The organism is Massilia sp. GCM10023247 (assembly GCF_042653325.1).
In the GTDB taxonomy this organism is placed as follows: Bacteria; Pseudomonadota; Gammaproteobacteria; order Burkholderiales; family Burkholderiaceae_D; genus Telluria.
The window spans coordinates 587,583-606,503 of sequence record NZ_JBHSIB010000011.1; the positions used below are offsets into that span (position 1 = coordinate 587,583).

General features: G+C 68.8%; 18 protein-coding genes. 7 read left to right on the plus strand and 11 right to left on the minus strand.

What is annotated here, in order from left to right:
* Positions 1-72: 72 nt before the first annotated feature.
* A complete protein-coding gene (locus ACFPAH_RS12980) occupies positions 73-1,341 on the minus strand; it encodes a hypothetical protein (RefSeq protein WP_379745775.1) in 1,269 nt (422 codons plus the stop codon).
* 234 nt (positions 1,342-1,575) lie between these two features.
* Here ACFPAH_RS12980 and ACFPAH_RS12985 point away from each other — a divergent pair, with 234 nt between their 5' ends.
* From ACFPAH_RS12985 to ACFPAH_RS13000, 4 genes are all read left to right on the plus strand, one after another.
* Entirely contained in the window at positions 1,576-2,646 is a 1,071-nt protein-coding gene (locus ACFPAH_RS12985) for a serine hydrolase domain-containing protein (protein ID WP_379745778.1), read from the plus strand.
* Between the two features lie 258 nt (positions 2,647-2,904).
* Entirely contained in the window at positions 2,905-4,140 is a 1,236-nt protein-coding gene (gene nhaA / locus ACFPAH_RS12990; RefSeq protein WP_379745781.1) for a Na+/H+ antiporter NhaA, read from the plus strand.
* Positions 4,137-5,465: a TrkH family potassium uptake protein gene (locus tag ACFPAH_RS12995; protein WP_379745784.1), complete on the plus strand. Its 1,329-nt coding sequence runs from the start codon at positions 4,137-4,139 to the stop codon at positions 5,463-5,465. Before nhaA ends, ACFPAH_RS12995 begins: the two co-directional genes overlap by 4 nt.
* The gene (locus ACFPAH_RS13000) at positions 5,455-6,165 is read left to right on the plus strand and encodes a potassium channel family protein (RefSeq protein ID WP_379745787.1); all 711 of its coding nucleotides are present in this window, start codon (positions 5,455-5,457) and stop codon (positions 6,163-6,165) included. The genes ACFPAH_RS12995 and ACFPAH_RS13000 overlap by 11 nt, the downstream gene beginning before the upstream one ends.
* Positions 6,166-6,187: 22 nt before the next feature.
* Here the strand turns inward: ACFPAH_RS13000 and ACFPAH_RS13005 are convergent, their stop codons facing one another.
* The 10 genes from ACFPAH_RS13005 to ACFPAH_RS13050 all read right to left on the minus strand — a co-directional run bounded on the left by ACFPAH_RS13005 (position 6,188) and on the right by ACFPAH_RS13050 (position 15,831).
* Complete coding sequence (locus tag ACFPAH_RS13005) at positions 6,188-6,898, minus strand: MBL fold metallo-hydrolase (protein WP_379745790.1); 711 nt, start codon at positions 6,896-6,898, stop codon at positions 6,188-6,190.
* A 23-nt stretch (positions 6,899-6,921) separates the two neighbouring features.
* A complete protein-coding gene (locus ACFPAH_RS13010; RefSeq protein ID WP_379745793.1) occupies positions 6,922-7,713 on the minus strand; it encodes a sulfite exporter TauE/SafE family protein in 792 nt (263 codons plus the stop codon).
* 2 nt (positions 7,714-7,715) lie between these two features.
* On the minus strand, positions 7,716-8,162 hold the full coding sequence (locus ACFPAH_RS13015) for a YeeE/YedE family protein (protein WP_379745796.1): 447 nt from the start codon (positions 8,160-8,162) through the stop codon (positions 7,716-7,718).
* A 10-nt stretch (positions 8,163-8,172) separates the two neighbouring features.
* Positions 8,173-8,604 carry a YeeE/YedE family protein gene (locus tag ACFPAH_RS13020; protein WP_379745799.1) on the minus strand — a complete coding sequence of 144 codons (432 nt, stop codon included), beginning with the start codon at positions 8,602-8,604 and terminating at the stop codon, positions 8,173-8,175.
* Positions 8,601-8,933 carry a metalloregulator ArsR/SmtB family transcription factor gene (locus tag ACFPAH_RS13025; protein WP_379745801.1) on the minus strand — a complete coding sequence of 111 codons (333 nt, stop codon included), beginning with the start codon at positions 8,931-8,933 and terminating at the stop codon, positions 8,601-8,603. The genes ACFPAH_RS13020 and ACFPAH_RS13025 overlap by 4 nt, the downstream gene beginning before the upstream one ends.
* A gap of 105 nt (positions 8,934-9,038) precedes the next feature.
* Positions 9,039-10,280, minus strand: a complete 1,242-nt coding sequence (locus tag ACFPAH_RS13030; protein ID WP_379745803.1) for a sensor histidine kinase — start codon at positions 10,278-10,280, stop codon at positions 9,039-9,041.
* On the minus strand, positions 10,277-11,830 hold the full coding sequence (locus ACFPAH_RS13035) for an ATPase domain-containing protein (protein ID WP_379745806.1): 1,554 nt from the start codon (positions 11,828-11,830) through the stop codon (positions 10,277-10,279). The genes ACFPAH_RS13030 and ACFPAH_RS13035 overlap by 4 nt, the downstream gene beginning before the upstream one ends.
* Positions 11,827-13,560, minus strand: coding sequence for a response regulator (locus ACFPAH_RS13040; protein ID WP_379745809.1), 1,734 nt, complete (start codon positions 13,558-13,560; stop codon positions 11,827-11,829). Before ACFPAH_RS13040 ends, ACFPAH_RS13035 begins: the two co-directional genes overlap by 4 nt.
* Positions 13,561-13,562: 2 nt before the next feature.
* Positions 13,563-14,987 (minus strand): ATPase domain-containing protein, encoded by a 1,425-nt coding sequence (locus ACFPAH_RS13045; protein ID WP_379745812.1) that lies wholly within the window; start codon positions 14,985-14,987, stop codon positions 13,563-13,565.
* Between the two features lie 253 nt (positions 14,988-15,240).
* A complete protein-coding gene (locus ACFPAH_RS13050) occupies positions 15,241-15,831 on the minus strand; it encodes a YceI family protein (protein WP_379745815.1) in 591 nt (196 codons plus the stop codon).
* Positions 15,832-15,934: 103 nt separating this feature from the next.
* On the opposite strand from ACFPAH_RS13050, the gene ACFPAH_RS13055 reads away from it, so the two are divergent.
* From ACFPAH_RS13055 to ACFPAH_RS13065, 3 genes are all read left to right on the plus strand, one after another.
* A complete protein-coding gene (locus ACFPAH_RS13055; protein ID WP_379745818.1) occupies positions 15,935-16,834 on the plus strand; it encodes a LysR family transcriptional regulator in 900 nt (299 codons plus the stop codon).
* A 117-nt stretch (positions 16,835-16,951) separates the two neighbouring features.
* A complete protein-coding gene (locus ACFPAH_RS13060) occupies positions 16,952-17,737 on the plus strand; it encodes a dioxygenase (RefSeq protein WP_379745821.1) in 786 nt (261 codons plus the stop codon).
* 304 nt (positions 17,738-18,041) lie between these two features.
* Positions 18,042-18,743: a class I SAM-dependent methyltransferase gene (locus ACFPAH_RS13065; RefSeq protein WP_379745824.1), complete on the plus strand. Its 702-nt coding sequence runs from the start codon at positions 18,042-18,044 to the stop codon at positions 18,741-18,743.
* Positions 18,744-18,921 lie beyond the last annotated feature (178 nt).

Here is an 18,921-nt window from a genome sequence, read left to right on the forward strand (position 1 = left end):
ACATGCCGGCCTTGTGTGCCATTGCAACGACACATGTGCGCGTGCGGTGGACGAGCAGGTGCCCGTCTTGGCTCACTGTCCCCGGCAAGCAAACCCATACTTGGTCATGCTGCATGCGCGCTTGACGCATTGCGCCGCGTCGTAGCCACGTTGCCTGCATGCCTTCAGCGTGGCCGTCATCGACGTGTCCTGTACTTCCGGCTGACCTGTTTCGACGGCGGCGGCTGCCGGCTGGCGCGCGGGTACGCGGCCTGCCGGCTTCGGCGATGGAGCAGGGGGCGCCTGTTTCGCCACAGGTTCGGGCTTCGGCGCGGGGCTGGCCTCGTCCTGGCCCGCCACCGGCTCGGGCGCCGGTTCAGGCTTGGCGGCAGCGGACGGATCGGGTTCCAGCATGACCATGGGCGGCACGGCAGCTGGCGCGCGGGTAGCGGGTGCAGCGGGCGCCGCGCCGCCGTCTCTTACCGCAGGCGCCGGCTGCTGGGCGGTCTTGTCGACCTGGGGAGGTGCTTTCGCTTGATTGGCGACGAGCGCGAGCGACCCGCCGTCGTTGCGCGCCTGGTAGAACCAGCGGCCGCCCAGGATCAGCAGCACCGCCGCCAGCAGGCACGCGGCCAAGACCAGATAGCGCTGCCCGGATCGTCCGGACCCGGCGCGAGTGAACGGGTCGGCTGCAGGAAGTTCCGGCGCAGGTGGCGTGAAGTCGAATACGGGGCCGGGCGCAGCCTGGCTCAGGATCGGCGCGGCCTCGGCCGCAGGGCTGGCCGGTGGATGCCGGGGCTCGGTTCGGACATGCGTGAACGGATCGGCTGCCTGCACTGCCGGCGCAGGGGGCGTGAAGTCGAACAGGGTATCGGGCGCCACGGCCGCAGCTTGCGGCGCGTCCGGGGCCGCCGTCAGCTCGGGCGGGGGCGGCAAAGGCTCGGCCGGGCGGACAGGCAGCGCCCGCCCGCCTGGGACCGTCGCAAACGGATCAGCCGCTTGCCGTGGCGGGGAGGGTGGGGTGAAGTCGAACCCGGGCTCTGGCGCCAGCGCCGCAGGCGGCGCCGGTTGCGGGGCGAGCCTAGGCTCGGGCGGCGCAAGGGCAGGTTCGGGCTGCGCCTTCGGCGCCACGTACTGCGCTTCCAGCGCGGCGATTTCCTCGAAGACGCTGTCGAGCTCCAGCGGTGTCGGTTCCTGGTCTGGCTGGGGCGTGCCGGGCACGAACGGCTCCACGGCAGGCTTTTGCGCCGGCGCCGGCTTGGCTGCCGCTTCGGCTGTGTTCGAATTCCCGGGTTTCTTGAAAGGCGCAGGGGGTAATGCAGCGTTTTCGCCTATGTCTTCAAGCAGTTGCGTCTTCATCATGTGCTACTCAATTCTACGTTCCAAGGGGAGAGCTTAGCGCGTTTTGAAAAAATGGTAAGTTCAGTTTGTAAGCAGATGTGAGCCGTCCGGGCCGAAACCACCGGGTTTTCCGGCTCGCGCAGGCTGGGCGAGGATCGGCGAAACCCGGCGAAACCCTGCAGCCCCGCACAGCGTCCGCCGTACATACTGCCCAGGGGCTACAATGCCAGCCTGCCCATCCGTCCCGGAGTCCCCATGCGCGCTCGTTCCTCCTGGCTTGCCTCCCTGGCCTTCGCTTCCATCGTCTCGCTGCTGTCCGGTTGCGCCGTGGTCGACCGGCTCAGCGCCGGCCCCCTGATCGAGCGCCATGCGCCCAGGGAGTACAGCGGGGTGATCGCCGTGCGCGAGGATGCCCGTTCGACGCTGGTCGTGCGCGCCAGCGGGCTGGCCCTGCGCGAGCAGGCGCAGGCGAACACGAAGGACACCCGTTTCATGATCGGCTCGGCGACCAAATGGATCAGCGCCGTGACCGTGCTGCGCCTGGCCGACATGGGCAAGCTCGACCTCGATGCGCCGATCGGGCGCCACTTGCCGGAACTGCCGCCCGAGAACGGCGCGGTGACGCTGCGCCAGTTGCTGACCAACCGCAGCGGCATTCCGAACGGATTGCAGGAGGCGCTGCGCAAGGATCCCGCGGTGGCCGAACTGGAGATTGGCCCGGTGGAGGCCGCATTGCGCTTCGGCGCCGGTGCGCTCAACGCCCAACCGGGCGAGAAATGGGAATACTCGGTCACCAACTGGGTGCTGGTGGCCGCCGTCGTCGAGCGGGCCAACGGCAAACCCTTCACCGAAACCGTCGAGGAACTGGTACTGGCGCCGGCCAAGGTGCGCGACACCAGTTTCGCCGAGACCGGCTACGAGGACTCGGTGGGCATGGCGGTGGCCTACGCTGGCTCGGGCGGGCGCAAGACGCCGCCTGCGCCGCCGATGGTGGTGGCCAGCGGCACCCTGTACAGCACCGCGAGCGACCTGGTCGCGATTGCGGACACCGTGTATTTCACCAAGCTCCTGTCCGACAAGGCGCGCAAGGAGCTCATGACGGTGCAGGTCGCCTCCGAAGACTATGCGCTGGGCGGCCGGGTGCGGACCATCGCCACCAAGGATGGCGTCCGCACCCTGGCGTGGGAGTCCGGCGCCACCGGCGGCTACAAGACCCTGCTGGCCTACGACCCGGGGGACGGCCGGGCCGTCGTCCTGCTGAACAATACCGACATGCAGCAGGCGGACCAGGCGAGGATCGCCATCGAATTGTTCAAGGCCATGTAAGCGGGGAGGAACGGTCCTTCACGCCGGGCAGGCGTATCGTACAGGCAAGCGCCTGGGGTATAATTCGGCAAGGGTGATCATGCCGTACAGGTATGACAGGAAGCGCGATGGTCGGGCCGCCACGCGGGTTACTTGCGTCCGTTGTCCTGTCATCCCCGGCCCATCTTCGCCCGACAGCATGTTTGCATGCATGTATGCACGCATGTGTGCGGCGCGCGGGCCCGTGGCGACGCCAGGCAGCGGTCGCCGGAGAAGACAATGCGGATAGAAAAAAAACTCTCTAACACTTTCAAGCAGTTCCTCGGTTCCGGCAAGGCCGGTGCCGTCCTCCTGATCCTGTGCACGCTGGTGTCGCTGCTGATCGCGAACTCCGCCTGGGGCGAGGGCTACGTCGGCTTCTGGCACCAGTACGTGGCGGGCCTCTCCATCGAGCACTGGGTCAACGACGCGCTGATGGCGGTCTTTTTCCTGCTGATCGGGCTCGAACTGCACCGCGAGCTGAAAAACGGCGAACTGTCCGACCTGCGCAATGCCATGCTGCCGATCGTCGCGGCTGCCGGCGGCATCGCCGTCCCGGCCCTGATCCACTTCACGTTGAACGGCGGCACGCCGACCCAGGCCGGCATCGGCATCCCGATGGCGACCGACATCGCCTTCGCCCTCGGCGTGCTGAGCCTGCTCGGCAAGGAGGTGCCGGCTTCCCTCAAGGTCTTCCTGGCCGCGCTCGCCGTCATGGACGACCTCGGGGCCATCATCGTCATCGCCGTGTTCTACACGGCCGAGCTGTCCTTCGTGTACCTGCTGGCCGCGCTCGCCGTGTTCGGCGCGCTGCTGGCGATGAACCGCATCCTGCGCGTGCTGGCCTTGCTGCCCTACCTGCTGGGTGGCGCCCTGATGTGGTTCCTGATGCTCAAGTCGGGCGTGCATGCGACCATCGCCGGCGTGCTGCTGGCCTTCGCGATTCCGTATTCGGCGCTTGAAGACGATGCCGCCTCGCCCTCGCACAAGCTGGAAAACGCCTTGCACACGCCGGTCGCCTTCATCATCCTGCCGATCTTCGCGCTGGCCAACACCGGCATCGTGATCGGCGCCGGCTGGGCCGAAGACCTGTTGTCGGCCAACAGCCTCGGCATCCTGGCCGGCCTGGTCGCGGGTAAACCGATCGGCATCCTGCTGTTCAGCTTTGCGGCCGTCGCCGTCGGCCTGTGCCGCCTGCCGCTCGACCTCGCGTGGCGTCACGTCCTGGGGGCGGGCCTGCTCGGCGGGATCGGCTTCACCATGTCGATCTTCATCACCAACCTCGCCTTCACCGGGCAGGGCGAGCTGATCACCGCGTCGAAAATGGCGATCCTGGCGGCCTCGCTCACGGCCGGGCTGGCCGGCTTCGCCTGGCTCAAGTGGATGGGGGCGCCGCTCGCATCCGACCCCGACACGGATACGATGGATTTCGACGACGAACCGCTGGAGATCCACCGGCCGCATAAGGGCCAGTGAAGACGATCCTGCATCCGGCCAGGGCCGTTGCCCTGGCCTTCATGGCCGCCATCCTGATCGGGACCCTGCTCCTGATGCTGCCGGCCGCGCGGGCGGCCGGGATCGCGGCGCCACCGATGGTGGCCTTCTTCACGGCGGTGTCGGCGGTCTGCGTGACCGGCCTGGTCACCGTCGACACCGGCACCTACTGGTCGAGCTTCGGCCAGTGGACGCTGATGGCCCTGTTCCAGCTCGGCGGCTTCGGCATGATGACGGCGGCGACCTTGCTGGGCTTGATGGTCAACCGCTCGCCGCGCCTGCGTGCGCGCCTGATGACCCAGACCGAAACCCGCTCGCTGGGCCTGGGCGACGTCTCCAGCATCGCCCGCATCGTGCTGGTGGTGACCCTGCTGTCGCAGGCGGTCATCGCCGCCGTGCTGACGCTGCGCTTGCACCTCGGGCACGGCCTGGGCTGGCAGGAGGCCGCGTGGTCGGGCCTGTTCCATGCGGTATCGGCCTTTAACAATGCCGGTTTTTCGATCCACGCGGACGGCCTGATGCGCTATGCGGGCGACGCCCTGATCCTGCTGCCGGTCATGCTCGGCTTCATCGTCGGCGGCATCGGCTTTCCGGTGCTGCACGACCTGCGCATGCGCCTGCGCGACCCGCGCCACTGGTCGCTGCATACCAAGCTGACGCTGGCCGGCACGGCGGTGTTGCTGGCCGGCGGCTTCTGCGTGGTGCTGCTGTTCGAATGGGACAATGCGCGCACGCTGGGCCCGATGGCCATCGCCGACAAGCTGCTCAACAGCCTGTTCATCTCGGCCGCGACCCGCACCTCGGGCTTCAACACGGTCGACATCGCTGCGTTGACCCACGAGACCTGGGCCTTGCACTACTTCCTGATGTTCATCGGCGGCGGCAGCGCCGGCACCGCCGGCGGGGTCAAGGTCGGCACCGTCGCGGTGCTGTTCCTGCTGGTGCTGGCCGAGGCCAGGGGCCACACCGATACCGAAGCCTTCGGACGCCGGGTCGGCGCCTCGGCCCAGCGCCAGGCAATCACGGTGCTGGCGATCGGCAGCTTCCTGGTCGTCCTCGGCACCTTGCTTCTGCTGCGCCTGACCGATTTCCCGACCGACCAGATCATCTTCGAAGTGATTTCCGCGTTCAGTACGACCGGGCTGTCGACCGGCATTACGGCGCAGCTGCCGGCGTCCGGACAACTGGTGCTGACGCTGTTAATGTTTTTTGGCAGGGTAGGGACGATCACGCTGGCGACCTCGCTGGTGCTGGGCGAGCGTCGCATGCCTTACCGTTATCCGGAGGAGCATCCAATTGTTGGGTAGAATTTTCACAGAACAGTTCGCGTTCTCGAGCAGCGACAGCGTCGTCGTGATCGGGCTCGGACGCTTCGGGGGCGCCGTCGCCCAGTCGCTGGTGCGGCTCGGCCACGACGTCATGGGCATCGATCAAAAGGAAGACTTGGTCCAGGTCTGGGGCGACCGCCTGACCCACGCGGTGCAGGCCGACTCGACCAACGAGAACGTCATGCTGCAGCTGGGCGTGGCCGACTTCTCGCACGCGATCGTCGCGATCGGCTCGGACCTGGCGGCCAGCCTGATGACGCTGATGGTGCTCACCGAGCTGGGCATCAAGGACATCTGGGTCAAGGCGATGACGCCCGAGCACGGCCAGATCGCCCAGCGCATCGGCGCCCATCACGTGATCTTCCCCGAGGCCGACATGGGCCAGCGGGTGGCGCACCTGATCACCGGGCGCATGATGGACTTCATCGAGTTCGAGGACGGTTTTGCGATCGCCAAGATCCATGCGCCCCAGGACACCCACAACCAGGCCCTGGCCGAGTCGCACGTGCGCTCGCGCTTCGGCGTCACCGTGGTCGGCGTCAAGCGCGCCAACGAAGACTTCCAGCACGCGCTGCCGGAAACCCGCATCCTGCCGGCCGACCTCCTGATCGTCTCGGGGCCGACCAAGAAGATCGAGGCCTTCGCCGGCGGCGAGCGCAAGGTCAAGCAGCGCCGCTGACTCGACTGGGCGCCAGCCGGCCTCAACCCCCGTGCGGCAGGCCCAGGCTCTGGTTGGCCGGCACCGCGATGTCGATCAGCTTCGGCGGGGGCAGCTTCAGTTCGCTCATCAGCCTGGCAAACTCTTCGCGGCTGCGCCCGTGGACGCTGCCCAGGCGCGCGTTATGGCGCTTTTCCCAGCCGATCGTCGATACCGCCTGGCCCTTGTAGTCGTGGCCCGGCCACATGCGGGTGGCGTCGGGCAGGGCGAACAGCTTGCCGGTGACGCTGTCATACAGGGCGTCGCTGCTGCCGCTCTGGAAGTCGGTGCGCCCGCAGCCGTCGATCAAGAGGGTGTCTCCCGTGAACACATTGCCGCGCCAGAGATAGCTCATGCTGCCGGCCGTGTGGCCCGGCGTATGCAGCACCCGGATTTCCTCGCTGTCCCCGAAGCGGATCACGTCGCCGTCGTGCAGCTGGACTTCGGCCGGGGCGATGCCGCAGCCGGACGGCACGGCGGCGCGGGCGCCGGTCAGCTCGCGCAGCCTGCCGGCCGAGGTGACGTGGTCGGCGTGGGCATGGGTTTCGAGCACGTAGGCCAGCTTGAGCCCGAGGCGCTCGAGGTGGCGCAGGTCGCGCTCGCAGTGGCGGTCCACCGGGTCGATGATCACCGCCTCGTTCGATCCGGGCGCGGCCAGGATGTAGGTGAACGTGGACGATTCGGTGTCGAACAACTGGATCGGGTTCAGGGTCATGTCTAGCTCCGAAAGAGAATTCTTCAAAAAACTACCTTGGCGATCATCGCCAGCGCAACCAGCGCGGATATGGCGGCAAAGCTTTTTTGCAGCTGCGGCCCGGCCAGCCGTCCCGCCAGCACGCGTCCGCCCAGCATGCCGGCCAGGGCGCCGCCCGAAAAGGGCAAGGCCAGCGCCCAGTCGATCGCGCCGCCCAGGGCGCTGGCGGCCACGCCGGTGAGCGAGATCAGCGCGATGACGGCCAGCGAGGTCGCGACCGCCGACGCCATCGGCAAATCCGTGTAGCGCCGCAAGGCCGGCACCATCACGAAGCCGCCGCCCACGCCCAGCAGGCCCGACAACAAGCCGGCAAGGCCGCCCGACAGGGCCAGCACCCGGGCGCAGGGACGGGTCCAGATGAAGCGCCCGCTGGCGTCGCTGCGCCGGCAGACCACCTGCGCCGGCACCCCAGCCGGGACCTGCCCGGACGCCTGGCGGAAGGTTTTGGCGGCCACATGCAGCAGCACCAGGGCAAACAGCACCGACAGCCAGCGGCTGTCGACCTGGCGCGCGGCCCACAGTCCCGCCGGCGACAGCAGCATGCCCGCCGCGGCCACCAGCAGGGCGGCGCGGTAGCGCACCGTGCCTGCGCGCAGCCCGAGCACGGTGCCGAGCGCCGCCGCCATGCCCACCGCCATCAGCCCGATCGGCCCCGCTTCGGCCACCCCGAGGCCGGCGCCGAACACCAGCAGCGGGACGGCCAGGATGCCGCCGCCGGCGCCGGTCAGGGCCAGGATCAGGCCGACCACCAGGCCCAGGGCGAGCGCGGTCAGCATGTTCAGGCTCCGCTACGCATGGACGCCGACGGCCGGCGTTCGCGCCGCTCGAACAGTTCGAACAGCCCCATGCCGGCCAGCATGGCGAGCGTGAAGACCAGCGGCTTGGCGCCGCCGCTGGCGAGCGAGGCCAGCGCCGGGCCGGGGCAGTAGCCGGCCAGGCCCCAGCCGGCGCCAAAGGCGAGCGAACCGAGCACTAGCCGGCGGTCGATGGCAGTGGCGCTGGGCAGGCGCATGGCGCCGCCCAGCAGGGCGCGCTCGCGATTGCGCGCCAGGGCGAAGGCGATGCTGCCGACCAGGATCGCGCCGCCCATCACGAAGGCGAGCGAGGGGTCCCAGTTGCCGGCCAGGTCGAGAAAGCCCGTGACCTTGGCCGGGTCGGTCATGCCGGACAGGATCAGGCCCAGCCCGAAGACCAGGCCGACCGCGAATGCGACGAGGATGTGCATGATGTTCCTTTCAGGCGAGCAGGTGGCGCGCGACGTAGACGGTGACGAATCCGGCGAACATGAAGGCGACGGTGGCCGCGATCGAGCGCGGCGAGCCGCGCGAGATCCCGCACACGCCGTGGCCGCTGGTGCAGCCGGCGCCATAGCGGGTGCCGACGCCGACCAGCAGGCCGGCCGCGACCAGGGTGCCGGTGCCGGCGGCACTGGTGACCTCGGGCAGGGCCGCCACCAGGCCGTACGCGAGGGGCGCGCCGATCAGGCCGGCCAGGAAGGCAAGGCGCCATGCGACGTCGCCGCGCGCCGGGCGCAGCAGGCCGCCGAGGATGCCGCTGATGCCGGCGATGCGGCCGCTCAGCAGGATGAAGGCGGCCGCCGCCAGGCCGATGAGGACGCCCCCGGCCAGCGCCGTCCAGGGCGTGAAATGAAGCCAGTCGATGCTCATGACGCGTCTCCCTTGCCCGGCTGGCAGTACAGTTGATACAGGGTCTGCATGACCGCGGTGGCCTCGCGGCTCTCGATCTTGTAGAAGATCTGCTTGCCTTCGCGGCGGGTGCTGACCAGACCTTCCTCGCGCAGCACGCCCAGTTGCTGGGACAGGGTCGGTTGCTGGATGCCCAGCTGCGCCTCGAGTTCGCTGACGCAGAACTCGCCCTGGGTCAGCTGGCACAGCAGCAGCAGGCGGTCCGGGTTGCCCAGCACTTTCAACATGCCGCAAGCGCGCGCGGCCGCCGTCTGCATGGCGGGCAGGTCCATCCTTGGCTTGTCGTTCATCTGGCTTCCTTCGTGTTTCAGTATGCGTGGACATATTATATGCCCACACAATCTATATTTCAATAGATTGTATTTCGGTAGACTGAAACGGCAGCGCAGGCTGCCTTACCTGCCCGGGCCGGGCGCCGGCAGCCGGATCGCGAAGGTCGCGCCCTGGCCGCGCCCGGCGCTGCTCACGCGCAGCGTGCCCTCGTGCAGTTCGACGATGCGGCGCGCGATGTACAGGCCCAGGCCGAGGCCGGTGGCATTGTTCTGCTGCTGCAGGTTGAAGGCGCCGAACACGTGCGGCAGGTCCTCGGGCTCGATGCCCTGGCCGGAGTCGGCAATGTCGATCTCGACCATGCCGTCCGTGCGGCGGATGGTGATGCGGATGACGCCGCCGGCCGGCGTGAATTTCACGGCATTGAACAGCAGGTTCCAGAACACCTGCTGCAGGCGCCGGCCGTCGGCCTCGAAGCGGACATGGTCGCCGTAGTCGCTCGGCGTCACCTGCATCAGGATGTTCTTCGCGTGGGCATGGGTTTCCACGGTCGAGATGGCCTCGCGCAGCACCTGGCCCAGCACCACCGGGGTGCGCGTGACCGACATCTGCCCGGTCAGGGTGCGCGCCGCGTCGATCAGGTCGTCGACCATGGCCGCTTCCTGGCGCACGTGGACGCGCATCGATTCGAGCCCGGCGACGGCGGCCGGCGGCAGGTCGGGAATCGTGCGCAGCATCAGCTCGATACGCATCGACAGCGCCGAGAGCGGGGTGCGCATCTCGTGCGAGACGGTGGCCAGGAACAGTTCGCGGGTCCGGTTCACGCGGGTCAGGTCGGCGATGGTTTCGCGCTGGCGGTCGAGGGAGCTCGACAGGGTGCCGAGCAGGGCGGCGTAGGTGCCCATCCGCTTGTCCGACACCGGCGCGTCGAGCCGCACCTCGTTCCACAGCAGGTGGCCGGGCAGGCCGATCTGGCGCGCGATGCGCTCGCAGGCGAGGGGCGAACTGAAATCGGCGAAGCGCCAGCCGAACAGCAGCACGCCGTACACTTCGCCGCGCAGCATCAGCGGCTGGGAGCACACCCGCATGCCCTCGCCGAACAGTGCCGACGCCGAGCTGCCCTGCGCCTTGACGGTCTCGACCAGCGAGCGCTCGAGCGCGGTGCCGGGGCCGTCCTCGGCCCACAGGGTCGAGCGCTCGGCCAGCAGGTTCGCCAGGCGCGAACCCGTCAGCGGGCCGATGCGGCGCACGCCGGCCGTGTCGTAGACCGAGGTCACCAGGCTGGTGGCGTCGGTGAACTGGCGCAGCGGCGTGAGCCAGTCGGCCCAGTCGACCGGCGGGTTGTCGGGCAGTTCGGCCGTGATCACTTCTGCTTTTCGGTCGGCAGGCGCGCCGAGTCGGGCAGCGGCGCGCCGTTGGCCAGGGCTTCCTCGACGGCCGGGCTCTGGCGCGACGGAGAACGCGACAGCAGGCCGTAGTAGGAAGAGAAGGGCAGTTGCGGCACCGGCTGGATGTCGCTCGCGCTTTCGTCGACCAGCAGCAGGCCGCCGTTGCCGATCGTGTATTCGCGCGTGACCTGCTGGTTGCGGCTGCCGCGCACCTTGGGCACGGCCAGCGCGCGCCGCAGCACGGTCGAGATCTCGACGTAGTTGAGCAGGATGATGTTGTCGACCAGGTGCGAGCCCTTGAGCTCCTCGCTGATCTGCGACACGCCCAGCAGCTCCGGGCTCTCGTAGTTGAACAGCGTCGTCGCCAGCCGGTTCTTGAAGAAGCTGGCCAGCGCGTACAGGTAGTCGGCGACCTCGCCGCGGCTGGTCATTTCGTAGACGGCGATCGAGTCGAAGACGACGCAGTCGACCTGCTCCTCCTCGACCAGCTTGACGATGCGGTCGAAGTGAACGTCGAGTTCGAGTTCCAGCGGCGACTCGTAATGGATGAACAGCTTGCCCTCGTCGACCAGGCCCTGCAGGTCGAAGCCGAGCGAGCGCGCATTGCGGATCAGCTGGGCCGGGTGCTCGTCCAGGCTGACCAGCAGCGCCTTGTGGCCGGACTGGATCGCGTTGGTCAGGAACTGCACGCTCAGCACCGTCTTGCCGGTGCCGGAAATGCCGCTCACCAGGGTCACCGAGCCCTTGTAGATGCCGCCGTCCATCATCTTGTCGATGGATGGGGAACCGGTCGACAGGCGCTCTTCCGAGGTCGGCTGGTCGGGCGAGGAAACCGGGCGCGACTGGGCGCGGCGGTAGACGTGCACGCCCACGCCCGGTTCGATGCGCATGGTGTGGCTGCCGCCGATGAAGTCCTGGCCGCGCGACTTCATCACCGTCAGGCGCCGGCTCACGCGCCGGCGCGACTCGTCGCGCGCGAGCGAGATGATGGTGTCGAAGACGAAGCGTTCGTGGGCCATCACGGCGGTCAGCGACTCGTCCTTCTCGGCCGTGACCATGGTCGTCACGCCGAGGCGCGTCAGCCCTTCGATCAGCAGGTGGACGTCCTCGCGGAAGGGCAGGTCGTGCACCTCGGCGTACAGCCGGAGCGGGGTCAGGCCGTCGATCAGGAGGCGCTTGGCGCCCATCGCCACCAGCGAGGCGGCAAAGGCGCCGTCGTCGCTGCGGAATTCGCTCAGCAGCACGGCCGGGCTGGTCTGGATGATCTTGATGCGGCCCTGGTCGATCTGGCCCTGCAGGTCCCAGTCGAAGCCGGCGGCGTCGCGCAGCAGCTTGGCGGGGTCGAGCTCGAAGGAGACGATGGCGCCCGGCTCGTCGCACTCGAGCGCGCCGTGGTAGATGAAACCCAGCCCGAAGGTGGTCTTGCCGGAGCCCGGCGGGCCCTCGACGAGCAGGTTGTTATTGCGGGGAATGCCCCCGTGCAGTACTTCGTCGAGCCCGGTAATACCGGTCTTCACCAACTCGTTCATCGTCCTGCCTCTTCAATATAGTTATGCAGCTTAACATGCGGGAGAGCAAGGCTCTGGAAATGCCATTCCCAGGCCCGGCCGAGGGCGTCGCGTATTTCACGCAGCGTATACGGTTTCTGTACGAATTCCAGGTCCAGCCCCTGCAGGCGCTCGGGCGCGAGCACGTACCCGCTGGCCAGCACGATCGGCAGCCGCGGGTGGCGCGCGCGCAGGGCGGCGGCCAGGCCGATGCCGTCGAGCGAACCCGGCATCATCACGTCCGACAGCACCAGGTCGATCCCGGCGCTGTCCAGGGCCAGCGCGGCGTCGCCGCTGGCGGCCTGCACGACCTCGCAGCCGATTGCTTCGAGCAGGGCCACGGCCTGCTCGCGCACCAGCGGGTCGTCCTCGACGCACAGTACCCGCAATCCCGGTGGCAACCCTTGCGGCAGTGCCGCACGCGGCGGCGCCGCCTCGGGAAGCGGCGCGGCGGCGCGGGGCAGCAGGATGCCCACCGTCAGGCCGCCCGGACGCCGGCCGAGCCAGGCGTGGCCGCCGCTCTGGCGCGCGAAACCCTGCACCTGGGACAGGCCCAGGCCCGTGCCCTGGCCCGGCGGCTTGGTCGTGAAGAAGGGTTCGAAAGCGCTGGCGGCGGTCTCCGCGCTCATGCCGCTGCCCTCGTCGGCCAGCGCCAGGCGCACGTAGTCGCCCGGGGCGAGCGAGGCGTCGGAATGGCGCGGATCGGGCAGGGTGCGGTTGTCCAGCTCGAGCGTGACCGTGCCGCCGCCGGGCATGGCGTCGCGCGCATTGATGACCAGGTTCAGCAAGGCCACCTCGAGCTGGGTCGGGTCGGCCCGCACCGGCCACAGGCCGGGGGCGGCGCGCAGGTCGAGGGCAATGCCCTCGCCGAGCGAATGGCGCAGCAGGTCGCCGATCTCGCCGAGCTGGGACTGGAGGTCGATCGCCGTGCTGGCCAGCGGCTGGCGGCGGCCGTAGGCCAGCAATTGCCCGGTCAGCTTGGCGCCCTTGCCGGTGGCGCGCACGATGCTCGCGAGCGCGCGCTCGATGCGGGCATCGGGCTCGGCCAGGTCGGCGCGGGTGAGCATGCGCAACAGCTCGACCGCGCCGGACACGACCTGCAGCAGGTTGTTGAAGTCGTGCGCGACACCGCCCGTCAGGCGACCCAGCGACTCCATGCGGCGCGCCTCGACCAGGGCCGACTCGGCGCGCTTGCGCTCTTCGATCTCCCTGGCCAGCGCCGCGCTGCGCTGGTCGACGCGCCGTTCGAGCTCGGCGGCGTGGCCGGCGAGGGCGGCCAGCTGGTCGCGCACCTGGTACTGCAGGGCGCGGGCGCGCAGCGCCGCGGCGAAGGCCATGCGCAGGGCTTCGCGCGAGAGCGGACGGTGGATCGTCGTCACATTGCCCAGCCCGGCCAGCGCGGCCAGGCGGCTGCCGGCGCTGGGCGCATTCCGGCTGCCGGTCAGGGCGATGACCGGGATGTCGGACCAGATCGGCTGGGTGCGCAAGCGGGCGCCGAGCGCCGCGTGCGAGCAGCCGGCCAGGCCTTCCTCGGTAATCACCAGCAGCAGCGCGCCTTCGTCGATGCGCGCGTACAGCTCGTCCGCGCCGGCGCAGATTTCGGCATCCACGCCATCCTCGGCGAGCACCGAACGCACCGCGTCCGCGTCGCTGCCGAACGGGGCCAGCACCGGCACGCCGCGGCGCGCATCGGGAGGGAATGGGCCCGCCATGCTCACACCGCGCCGATCACGCCGGCCATCAGGTTGTGTACCGAGGTGATTTTCTCGCCGACGTCGACGCCCGCCTCGGTCAGGCGGAACTCGCAGATGTGGTGGCTGTGCTCGCCATGGCGCTTCTTCAGCACCGAAATCGCCTTGCGCACGTCGCCGTGGCGCTCGTAGAAGCGCAGCGAGATCATGTTGTCGGTCATCAGGCTGAGGGCGTCGGGTTCGCGCGAGGTGTCCAGGTTCGCGGAGTGGGCGCCGATCACGATCGACATCACGCCCATGTTGGCGAGATAGGAAAACAGCTCGTTCATCTGCAGCAGCATGGCGCGTTCCTCGCGGATCACGTCGAGGTAGGAATTGATGCTGTCGATGATCACCAGGCGCACGCCGTGGTCCTCGACATGGCGCCGCACGCGCCAGATGAAGGCGCCCGGCGAGATACGCGAGGGATTGATGCGGGTGATCAGGAAGCCTTCCGGATCGGACCGGCCGCGGTCGCTGCCCATGTGGTTGATCATGCGCGAGCGCAGGGTGATCTCGGTTTCGTCGAAGGTGAAATAGGCAGCCTTCTGGCCCGATTCGATCATCGACACCGCGTATTGCAGGGCCAGCGTCGACTTGCCGACACCCGAGGGGCCGACGATCATGGTCGAGGTGCCCGAGCCCAGTCCGCCGCCGAACAGCGCGTCCAGCGCCGGCACGCCGCTCGGCAGCTCGGTCGGCTCGTGCGGGCGGCTGTGCTCGTCCGCGATCAGGCTGGGGAAGACCAGTACTTCGCCCGCAGTGATCGCAAAGTCGTGCCAGCCGCTCTGGAAGTCGCCGCCGCGCAGCTTGGTCACGCGCAGTGTGCGCCGCGCCGAGCCGAAGGTGCGTTCGCGCATCTCCAGGCCGAGCACGCCGTGGACGGCGCTCTGCAGCTCGTACTCGCGCGACTCGGAGGTCAGGTCGTCGAGCAGCAGGATGGTCGCCCCGAGTGCAGCCAGCTGGTGGCGCAGCTGGATGATCTGGCGCCGGTAGTGCGCGCCGTCCTGGGCCAGCAGGCGGATTTCGGCCATCGAATCGATGACCACGCGCCCGGCCTTGTATTCGCGCACCGTGGCGGCGATCGCGTCGACCAGTTTCGAGAGCTCGCTGTCGGTCGGCAGCAGCACGCTCTGCTCCCGGGCCGGCAAGCCTTCGAGCGGCATGCGTTCGCTGATCTCGATCCCGTCCAGTGACCAGCCATGGTTGCGCGCCGTCGCCTGCAGCTCCTGGCGCGTTTCGGACAAGGTAACGTAGAGGCAGCGCTCGCCGGCCTTCGCGCCTTCGATCAGGTAGCGCAGGCCGATGGTGGTCTTGCCGGTACCGGGCCGTCCTTCGACCAGGTGAATGCGTCCGCGCAGCAGGCCGCCGCGCAGCACGGCGTCAAGCTCGGGTATGCCGGTAGGCATGCGGGTAATGTCTTGTTCCACGTCCGGCCTCTCAATCTTTCCTGCAAACAAGCTGCGCTCGCATATTTAGTTGACAATTTGTAAATATGTGCAGATTGTAACGTCGGCGGGCGCGTTACCCCGGCACGATTGAACAGGCGTCGAGCGTGGCCGCTTGAGGACGCAAAAAAGCCCGCCGGGTAGTGCGGCGGGCCGGCAGGATGCGCCAGGGAGGGCGAGCGATGCGCGCTGCCCTGTCTCCCTTGGAGCGTGCTTACTGGGCAGCTGCCTGCTGCTTGAGCGCCTCGACCTGGATCGCCAGCTTGACGTCCGGGCTGAAGCCCATCTGGACACCGTAGTCGATGCCGAAATCGGTGCGCTTGAAGCTGGCCACGGCGTTGGCGCCGCAGGCGTCCACTTTCAGCATCGGGTGCGGCATGCACTTGAAGCGGTCGATCGTCAGCGTGACCGGCTTGGTGACGCCGTGCAGGGTGAGGTCGCCTTCGACTGCGACCGGGGTGTCGCCCTTGAACTTCACCGAACGCGACTTGTAGACGGCCTGCGGATACTTGGCGACGTCGAACATGTCGGCGCTCTTCGCGTGTTCGTTCATCTTGGCGTGGCCGAAGTCGATGCTGGCGGCGTCGATGACGATCTCGACCGAACCTGTCTTCGCCTTGCGGTCGAGCGTGATCGTGCCCTCGGTTTTCGTGAACTTGCCGCGCCAGGTCGACAGGCCGCCCAGGTGGTCGGCTTCGAAACTCGGGTAGGTGTGGCTCGGGTCGATCTTGTAGGTGTCGGCGGCGACGGCGCCGGCGGCGCTGCCGGCGGCGAACAGCAGGGCGATGAGGTGCTTGGCTTGCATGTAGAGGTCATCCTTGGTGGTTGAGCGGGGCGTCCACTATAGTAGTATTGGTTCTCGGGATAAAGCCCTCTAAATCGAACGCACTGTTTCATAAAACGAGATAATGGATAAATTTCAGGAAATGCGGGTCTTCGCTTCCGTGGTCGAAGCGGGCAGTTTCACGGCCGCCGCCGAACTGCTCGGGATGTCGAAGGCCGCCGTCTCGCGCCAGGTCGGCGAGCTCGAGGAACGGCTCGGCATCCGCCTCCTGCACCGCACCACGCGCAAGCTGTCGCTCACCACCGAGGGCGAGATCTTCCACACGCGTTGCCGCGAACTGCTGGCCAACCTCGAGGAGGCGGAAGCGGAAATCACGGCGCGCCACGGCGAGGCCTCGGGCCTGCTGAAGGTGAACGTGCCGGTAAGCTTCGGGCTGATGCACCTGGCGCAGCTGTGGCCGGCCTTCCTGGCGCGCCACCCGCGCCTCGGGCTCGACATCACGCTGTCGGACCGGGTGGCCGACCTGGTCGAGGAGGGCTACGACCTCGCGGTGCGCATCGGCCAGTTGCCGGCGTCCTCGCTGATCAGCCGCAAGCTGGCCTCGACCCGCATGGTGCTGTGCGCCTCGCCCGGCTACCTGGCGCGGCGCGGCAAGCCGGAAACGCCGGGCCAGCTGGCGGGGCACGACGTGATTTCATACAGCCTGTACGCGGCGGGCGAAAACTGGACCTTCGCGGGGCCGGACGGTGCGATCACGGTCAAGGTGTCGCCACGGGTGCGCACCAACAGCGGCGACACCTGCCGCGCGGCGGCGCTCCAGCACCAGGGCATCATCCTGCAGCCGAGCTTTATCGTCGGCCCCGACCTCGCCGCCGGCACCCTGGTCGAACTGATGCCGGCCTACCGCTCGCTCGACCTGGGCGTGTATGCGGTGTATCCCTCGCGAAAATTCGTCTCGCCCAAGGTGCGCCTGGCGATCGACTTCCTGGTGGAATCCTTCGCGCAGCCGGCCTGGGAGGTCTGAAGATTGTTGCGATAGCTGGAACAGTCTTGCTCCGTCAGGTCGGTTTATCACGTCGTGCACTTGAAATATCATGGACCCACGTTGCGGCCTTGCCGCGCAATTCATACGAGGAGCCCCATGTCTGCACTTCCCGCACTTTTCCTCTCCCATGGCTCGCCCATGCTGGCGCTCCAGGACAGCCCGGCGCGCCGTTTCCTCCAAGGTCTCGGCCAGTCGCTCGCCCGTCCGGCAGCCATCGTCGTCGTCTCCGCGCACTGGGAAACCCGCGGCGCCCCGGCCGCCAGCCTCGCAACCGAGCCCGCGACCATCCACGACTTCGGCGGCTTTCCGCGCGCCCTGTTCGAGATGACGTATCCGGCGCCGGGCGCCCCGGCGGCGGCCGAACGGGTGGCCGCGCTGCTGGAAGCGGCCGGCATTCCCGTTGCACGCAGCCCGCAGCGCGGCCTCGACCACGGCGCCTGGGTACCGCTGCGCCTGATGTATCCGGGCGCGGACATTCCGGTCACCCAGCTGTCGGTGGTCCACGGCGCCGGGCCGCAGGAACATGAGCGGATCGGACGCGCGCTGGTGGCCCTGCGCAGCGAAGGCGTGCTGGTGATCGGCTCCGGCGCGCTGACCCACAACCTCTACGAGTTTCGCGGGCAAGCGCTGGACGCCGCGGTGCCGGAATGGGTCGGCCAGTTCCAGGCCTGGATGAGCGCGCGCCTTGAAAGCAACGACCACGCGGCCCTGCTCGGCTATCGCCGGCTGGCGCCGGGCGGGGAGCGCAACCATCCGACCGAGGAGCACCTGTCGCCGCTGTTCGTGGCGATGGGCGCCGGCGGCCCCGGTTCGCGCGCCCGCCTGCTGCATTCGAGCTTCGAGCATGGCATCCTCGCGATGGACGCCTACGCCTTTGCATGAGCGAGAGCCGCCTGTCCGACAGCTGAACCTGCTCGCCGTCGAGCCTCGCGCCGGCGCAGTTCGGCTGGTTTGCGGTGCGCTTCACGCCGGCCTGGAGCCTATCGCGAATATGCCGCCGGGCACACGCTGGACGTGGCCATGGCGGACGGTTTCGGCCGCCGGCCGGGACGCGGGCCGGGCGCCGGGAGGGGAGGGCGCGGCAGAACGTAAATCCGTGTAAAGGGAGCCGGTTTCGCGGCAGCGGGCTGCTCGCGCGCAAACGAAGCGGCGCGGGCTGCAGCAAGATGGCGGGAAGGAGGCGGCCATGGACATGCCCAGCGAACAGGAGCGGATTGCACAGGTGTACCGGCAGTGGCATGGCGGCGCGGCGCTGCCGCGCTATGCCTGGCACCGGCCCGAGGTCATGCAGCAGGCGGCCGCGCGGGCACGTATCCTGGCCGCCCTGTTCCGGCGCACGGTGGGCCTGGACCTCGCGGGCTTGCGCGTGCTCGACGTCGGCTGCGGCAGCGGACAGTTCCTGCGCCAGCTGATCGACTGGGGCGCCCGTCCGGCCAACCTGGCGGGCACCGAACTGCAGTCCGAACGCCTGGACGCGGCGCGCGCGCTGGCGCCGGGCGCGGTGCGCTGGCACCTGGGCGAACTCGACAAGCTGGCCGACGGCGGCTTCGACCTGGTGTCCGCGCAGACCGTGTTCTCGTCCATCCTCGACGACGCCGCGCGCCGCGCGCTGGCCGCGGCCATGTGGCGCAAGCTACGGCCTGGCGGCTGGTGCCTGGTGTTCGATTTCCGTTACGACAACCCGGCCAACCGCAACGTGCGCCGGGTGACGCGCGCCGAGCTGGCGCGCCTGTGGCCGGCCGCCGGGGTCCGCTACCGCAGCCTGCTGCTGGCGCCGCCGCTGGCGCGCAGGATGGCCGGCCTGCCGCACCTGTTGCCGGAAGCACTGGCCACCCTCGTGCCGCCGCTGCGCTCGCACTTCGTGTTCATGGCGCGCAAGGGCGGCTAGGCTTGCTCCGAAGCCGGCGCCGCGCCAGCGCTCCCCGGGCGCCGGCATACGCCAATCCCGGCGCTGGGTTATGCTCACCCTTGTGGCCGCGCCCGCCTTGCGGGCTGCCCACGTTCATTCACCGGATGCCCGGCGCCCGCGGCGCGCGCCTGCGCGGCATCCAACATTTTTCCTACTG

What these genes read in the sequence shown, in the direction of transcription:
- nhaA (WP_379745781.1), top strand. Translation starts at nt 2,905, where the DNA reads ATGCGGATAGAAAAAAAACTCTCTAACACTTTCAAGCAGTTCCTCGGT.
- ACFPAH_RS12980 (WP_379745775.1), bottom strand. Translation starts at nt 1,341, where the DNA reads ATGATGAAGACGCAACTGCTTGAAGACATAGGCGAAAACGCTGCATTA.
- ACFPAH_RS12985 (WP_379745778.1), top strand. Translation starts at nt 1,576, where the DNA reads ATGCGCGCTCGTTCCTCCTGGCTTGCCTCCCTGGCCTTCGCTTCCATC.
- ACFPAH_RS13050 (WP_379745815.1), bottom strand. Translation starts at nt 15,831, where the DNA reads ATGCAAGCCAAGCACCTCATCGCCCTGCTGTTCGCCGCCGGCAGCGCC.
- ACFPAH_RS13020 (WP_379745799.1), bottom strand. Translation starts at nt 8,604, where the DNA reads ATGAGCATCGACTGGCTTCATTTCACGCCCTGGACGGCGCTGGCCGGG.
- ACFPAH_RS13005 (WP_379745790.1), bottom strand. Translation starts at nt 6,898, where the DNA reads ATGACCCTGAACCCGATCCAGTTGTTCGACACCGAATCGTCCACGTTC.
- ACFPAH_RS13025 (WP_379745801.1), bottom strand. Translation starts at nt 8,933, where the DNA reads ATGAACGACAAGCCAAGGATGGACCTGCCCGCCATGCAGACGGCGGCC.
- ACFPAH_RS13055 (WP_379745818.1), top strand. Translation starts at nt 15,935, where the DNA reads ATGGATAAATTTCAGGAAATGCGGGTCTTCGCTTCCGTGGTCGAAGCG.
- ACFPAH_RS13045 (WP_379745812.1), bottom strand. Translation starts at nt 14,987, where the DNA reads ATGCCTACCGGCATACCCGAGCTTGACGCCGTGCTGCGCGGCGGCCTG.
- ACFPAH_RS13060 (WP_379745821.1), top strand. Translation starts at nt 16,952, where the DNA reads ATGTCTGCACTTCCCGCACTTTTCCTCTCCCATGGCTCGCCCATGCTG.
- ACFPAH_RS13040 (WP_379745809.1), bottom strand. Translation starts at nt 13,560, where the DNA reads ATGGCGGGCCCATTCCCTCCCGATGCGCGCCGCGGCGTGCCGGTGCTG.
- ACFPAH_RS13010 (WP_379745793.1), bottom strand. Translation starts at nt 7,713, where the DNA reads ATGCTGACCGCGCTCGCCCTGGGCCTGGTGGTCGGCCTGATCCTGGCC.
- ACFPAH_RS13015 (WP_379745796.1), bottom strand. Translation starts at nt 8,162, where the DNA reads ATGCACATCCTCGTCGCATTCGCGGTCGGCCTGGTCTTCGGGCTGGGC.
- ACFPAH_RS13065 (WP_379745824.1), top strand. Translation starts at nt 18,042, where the DNA reads ATGGACATGCCCAGCGAACAGGAGCGGATTGCACAGGTGTACCGGCAG.
- ACFPAH_RS13035 (WP_379745806.1), bottom strand. Translation starts at nt 11,830, where the DNA reads ATGAACGAGTTGGTGAAGACCGGTATTACCGGGCTCGACGAAGTACTG.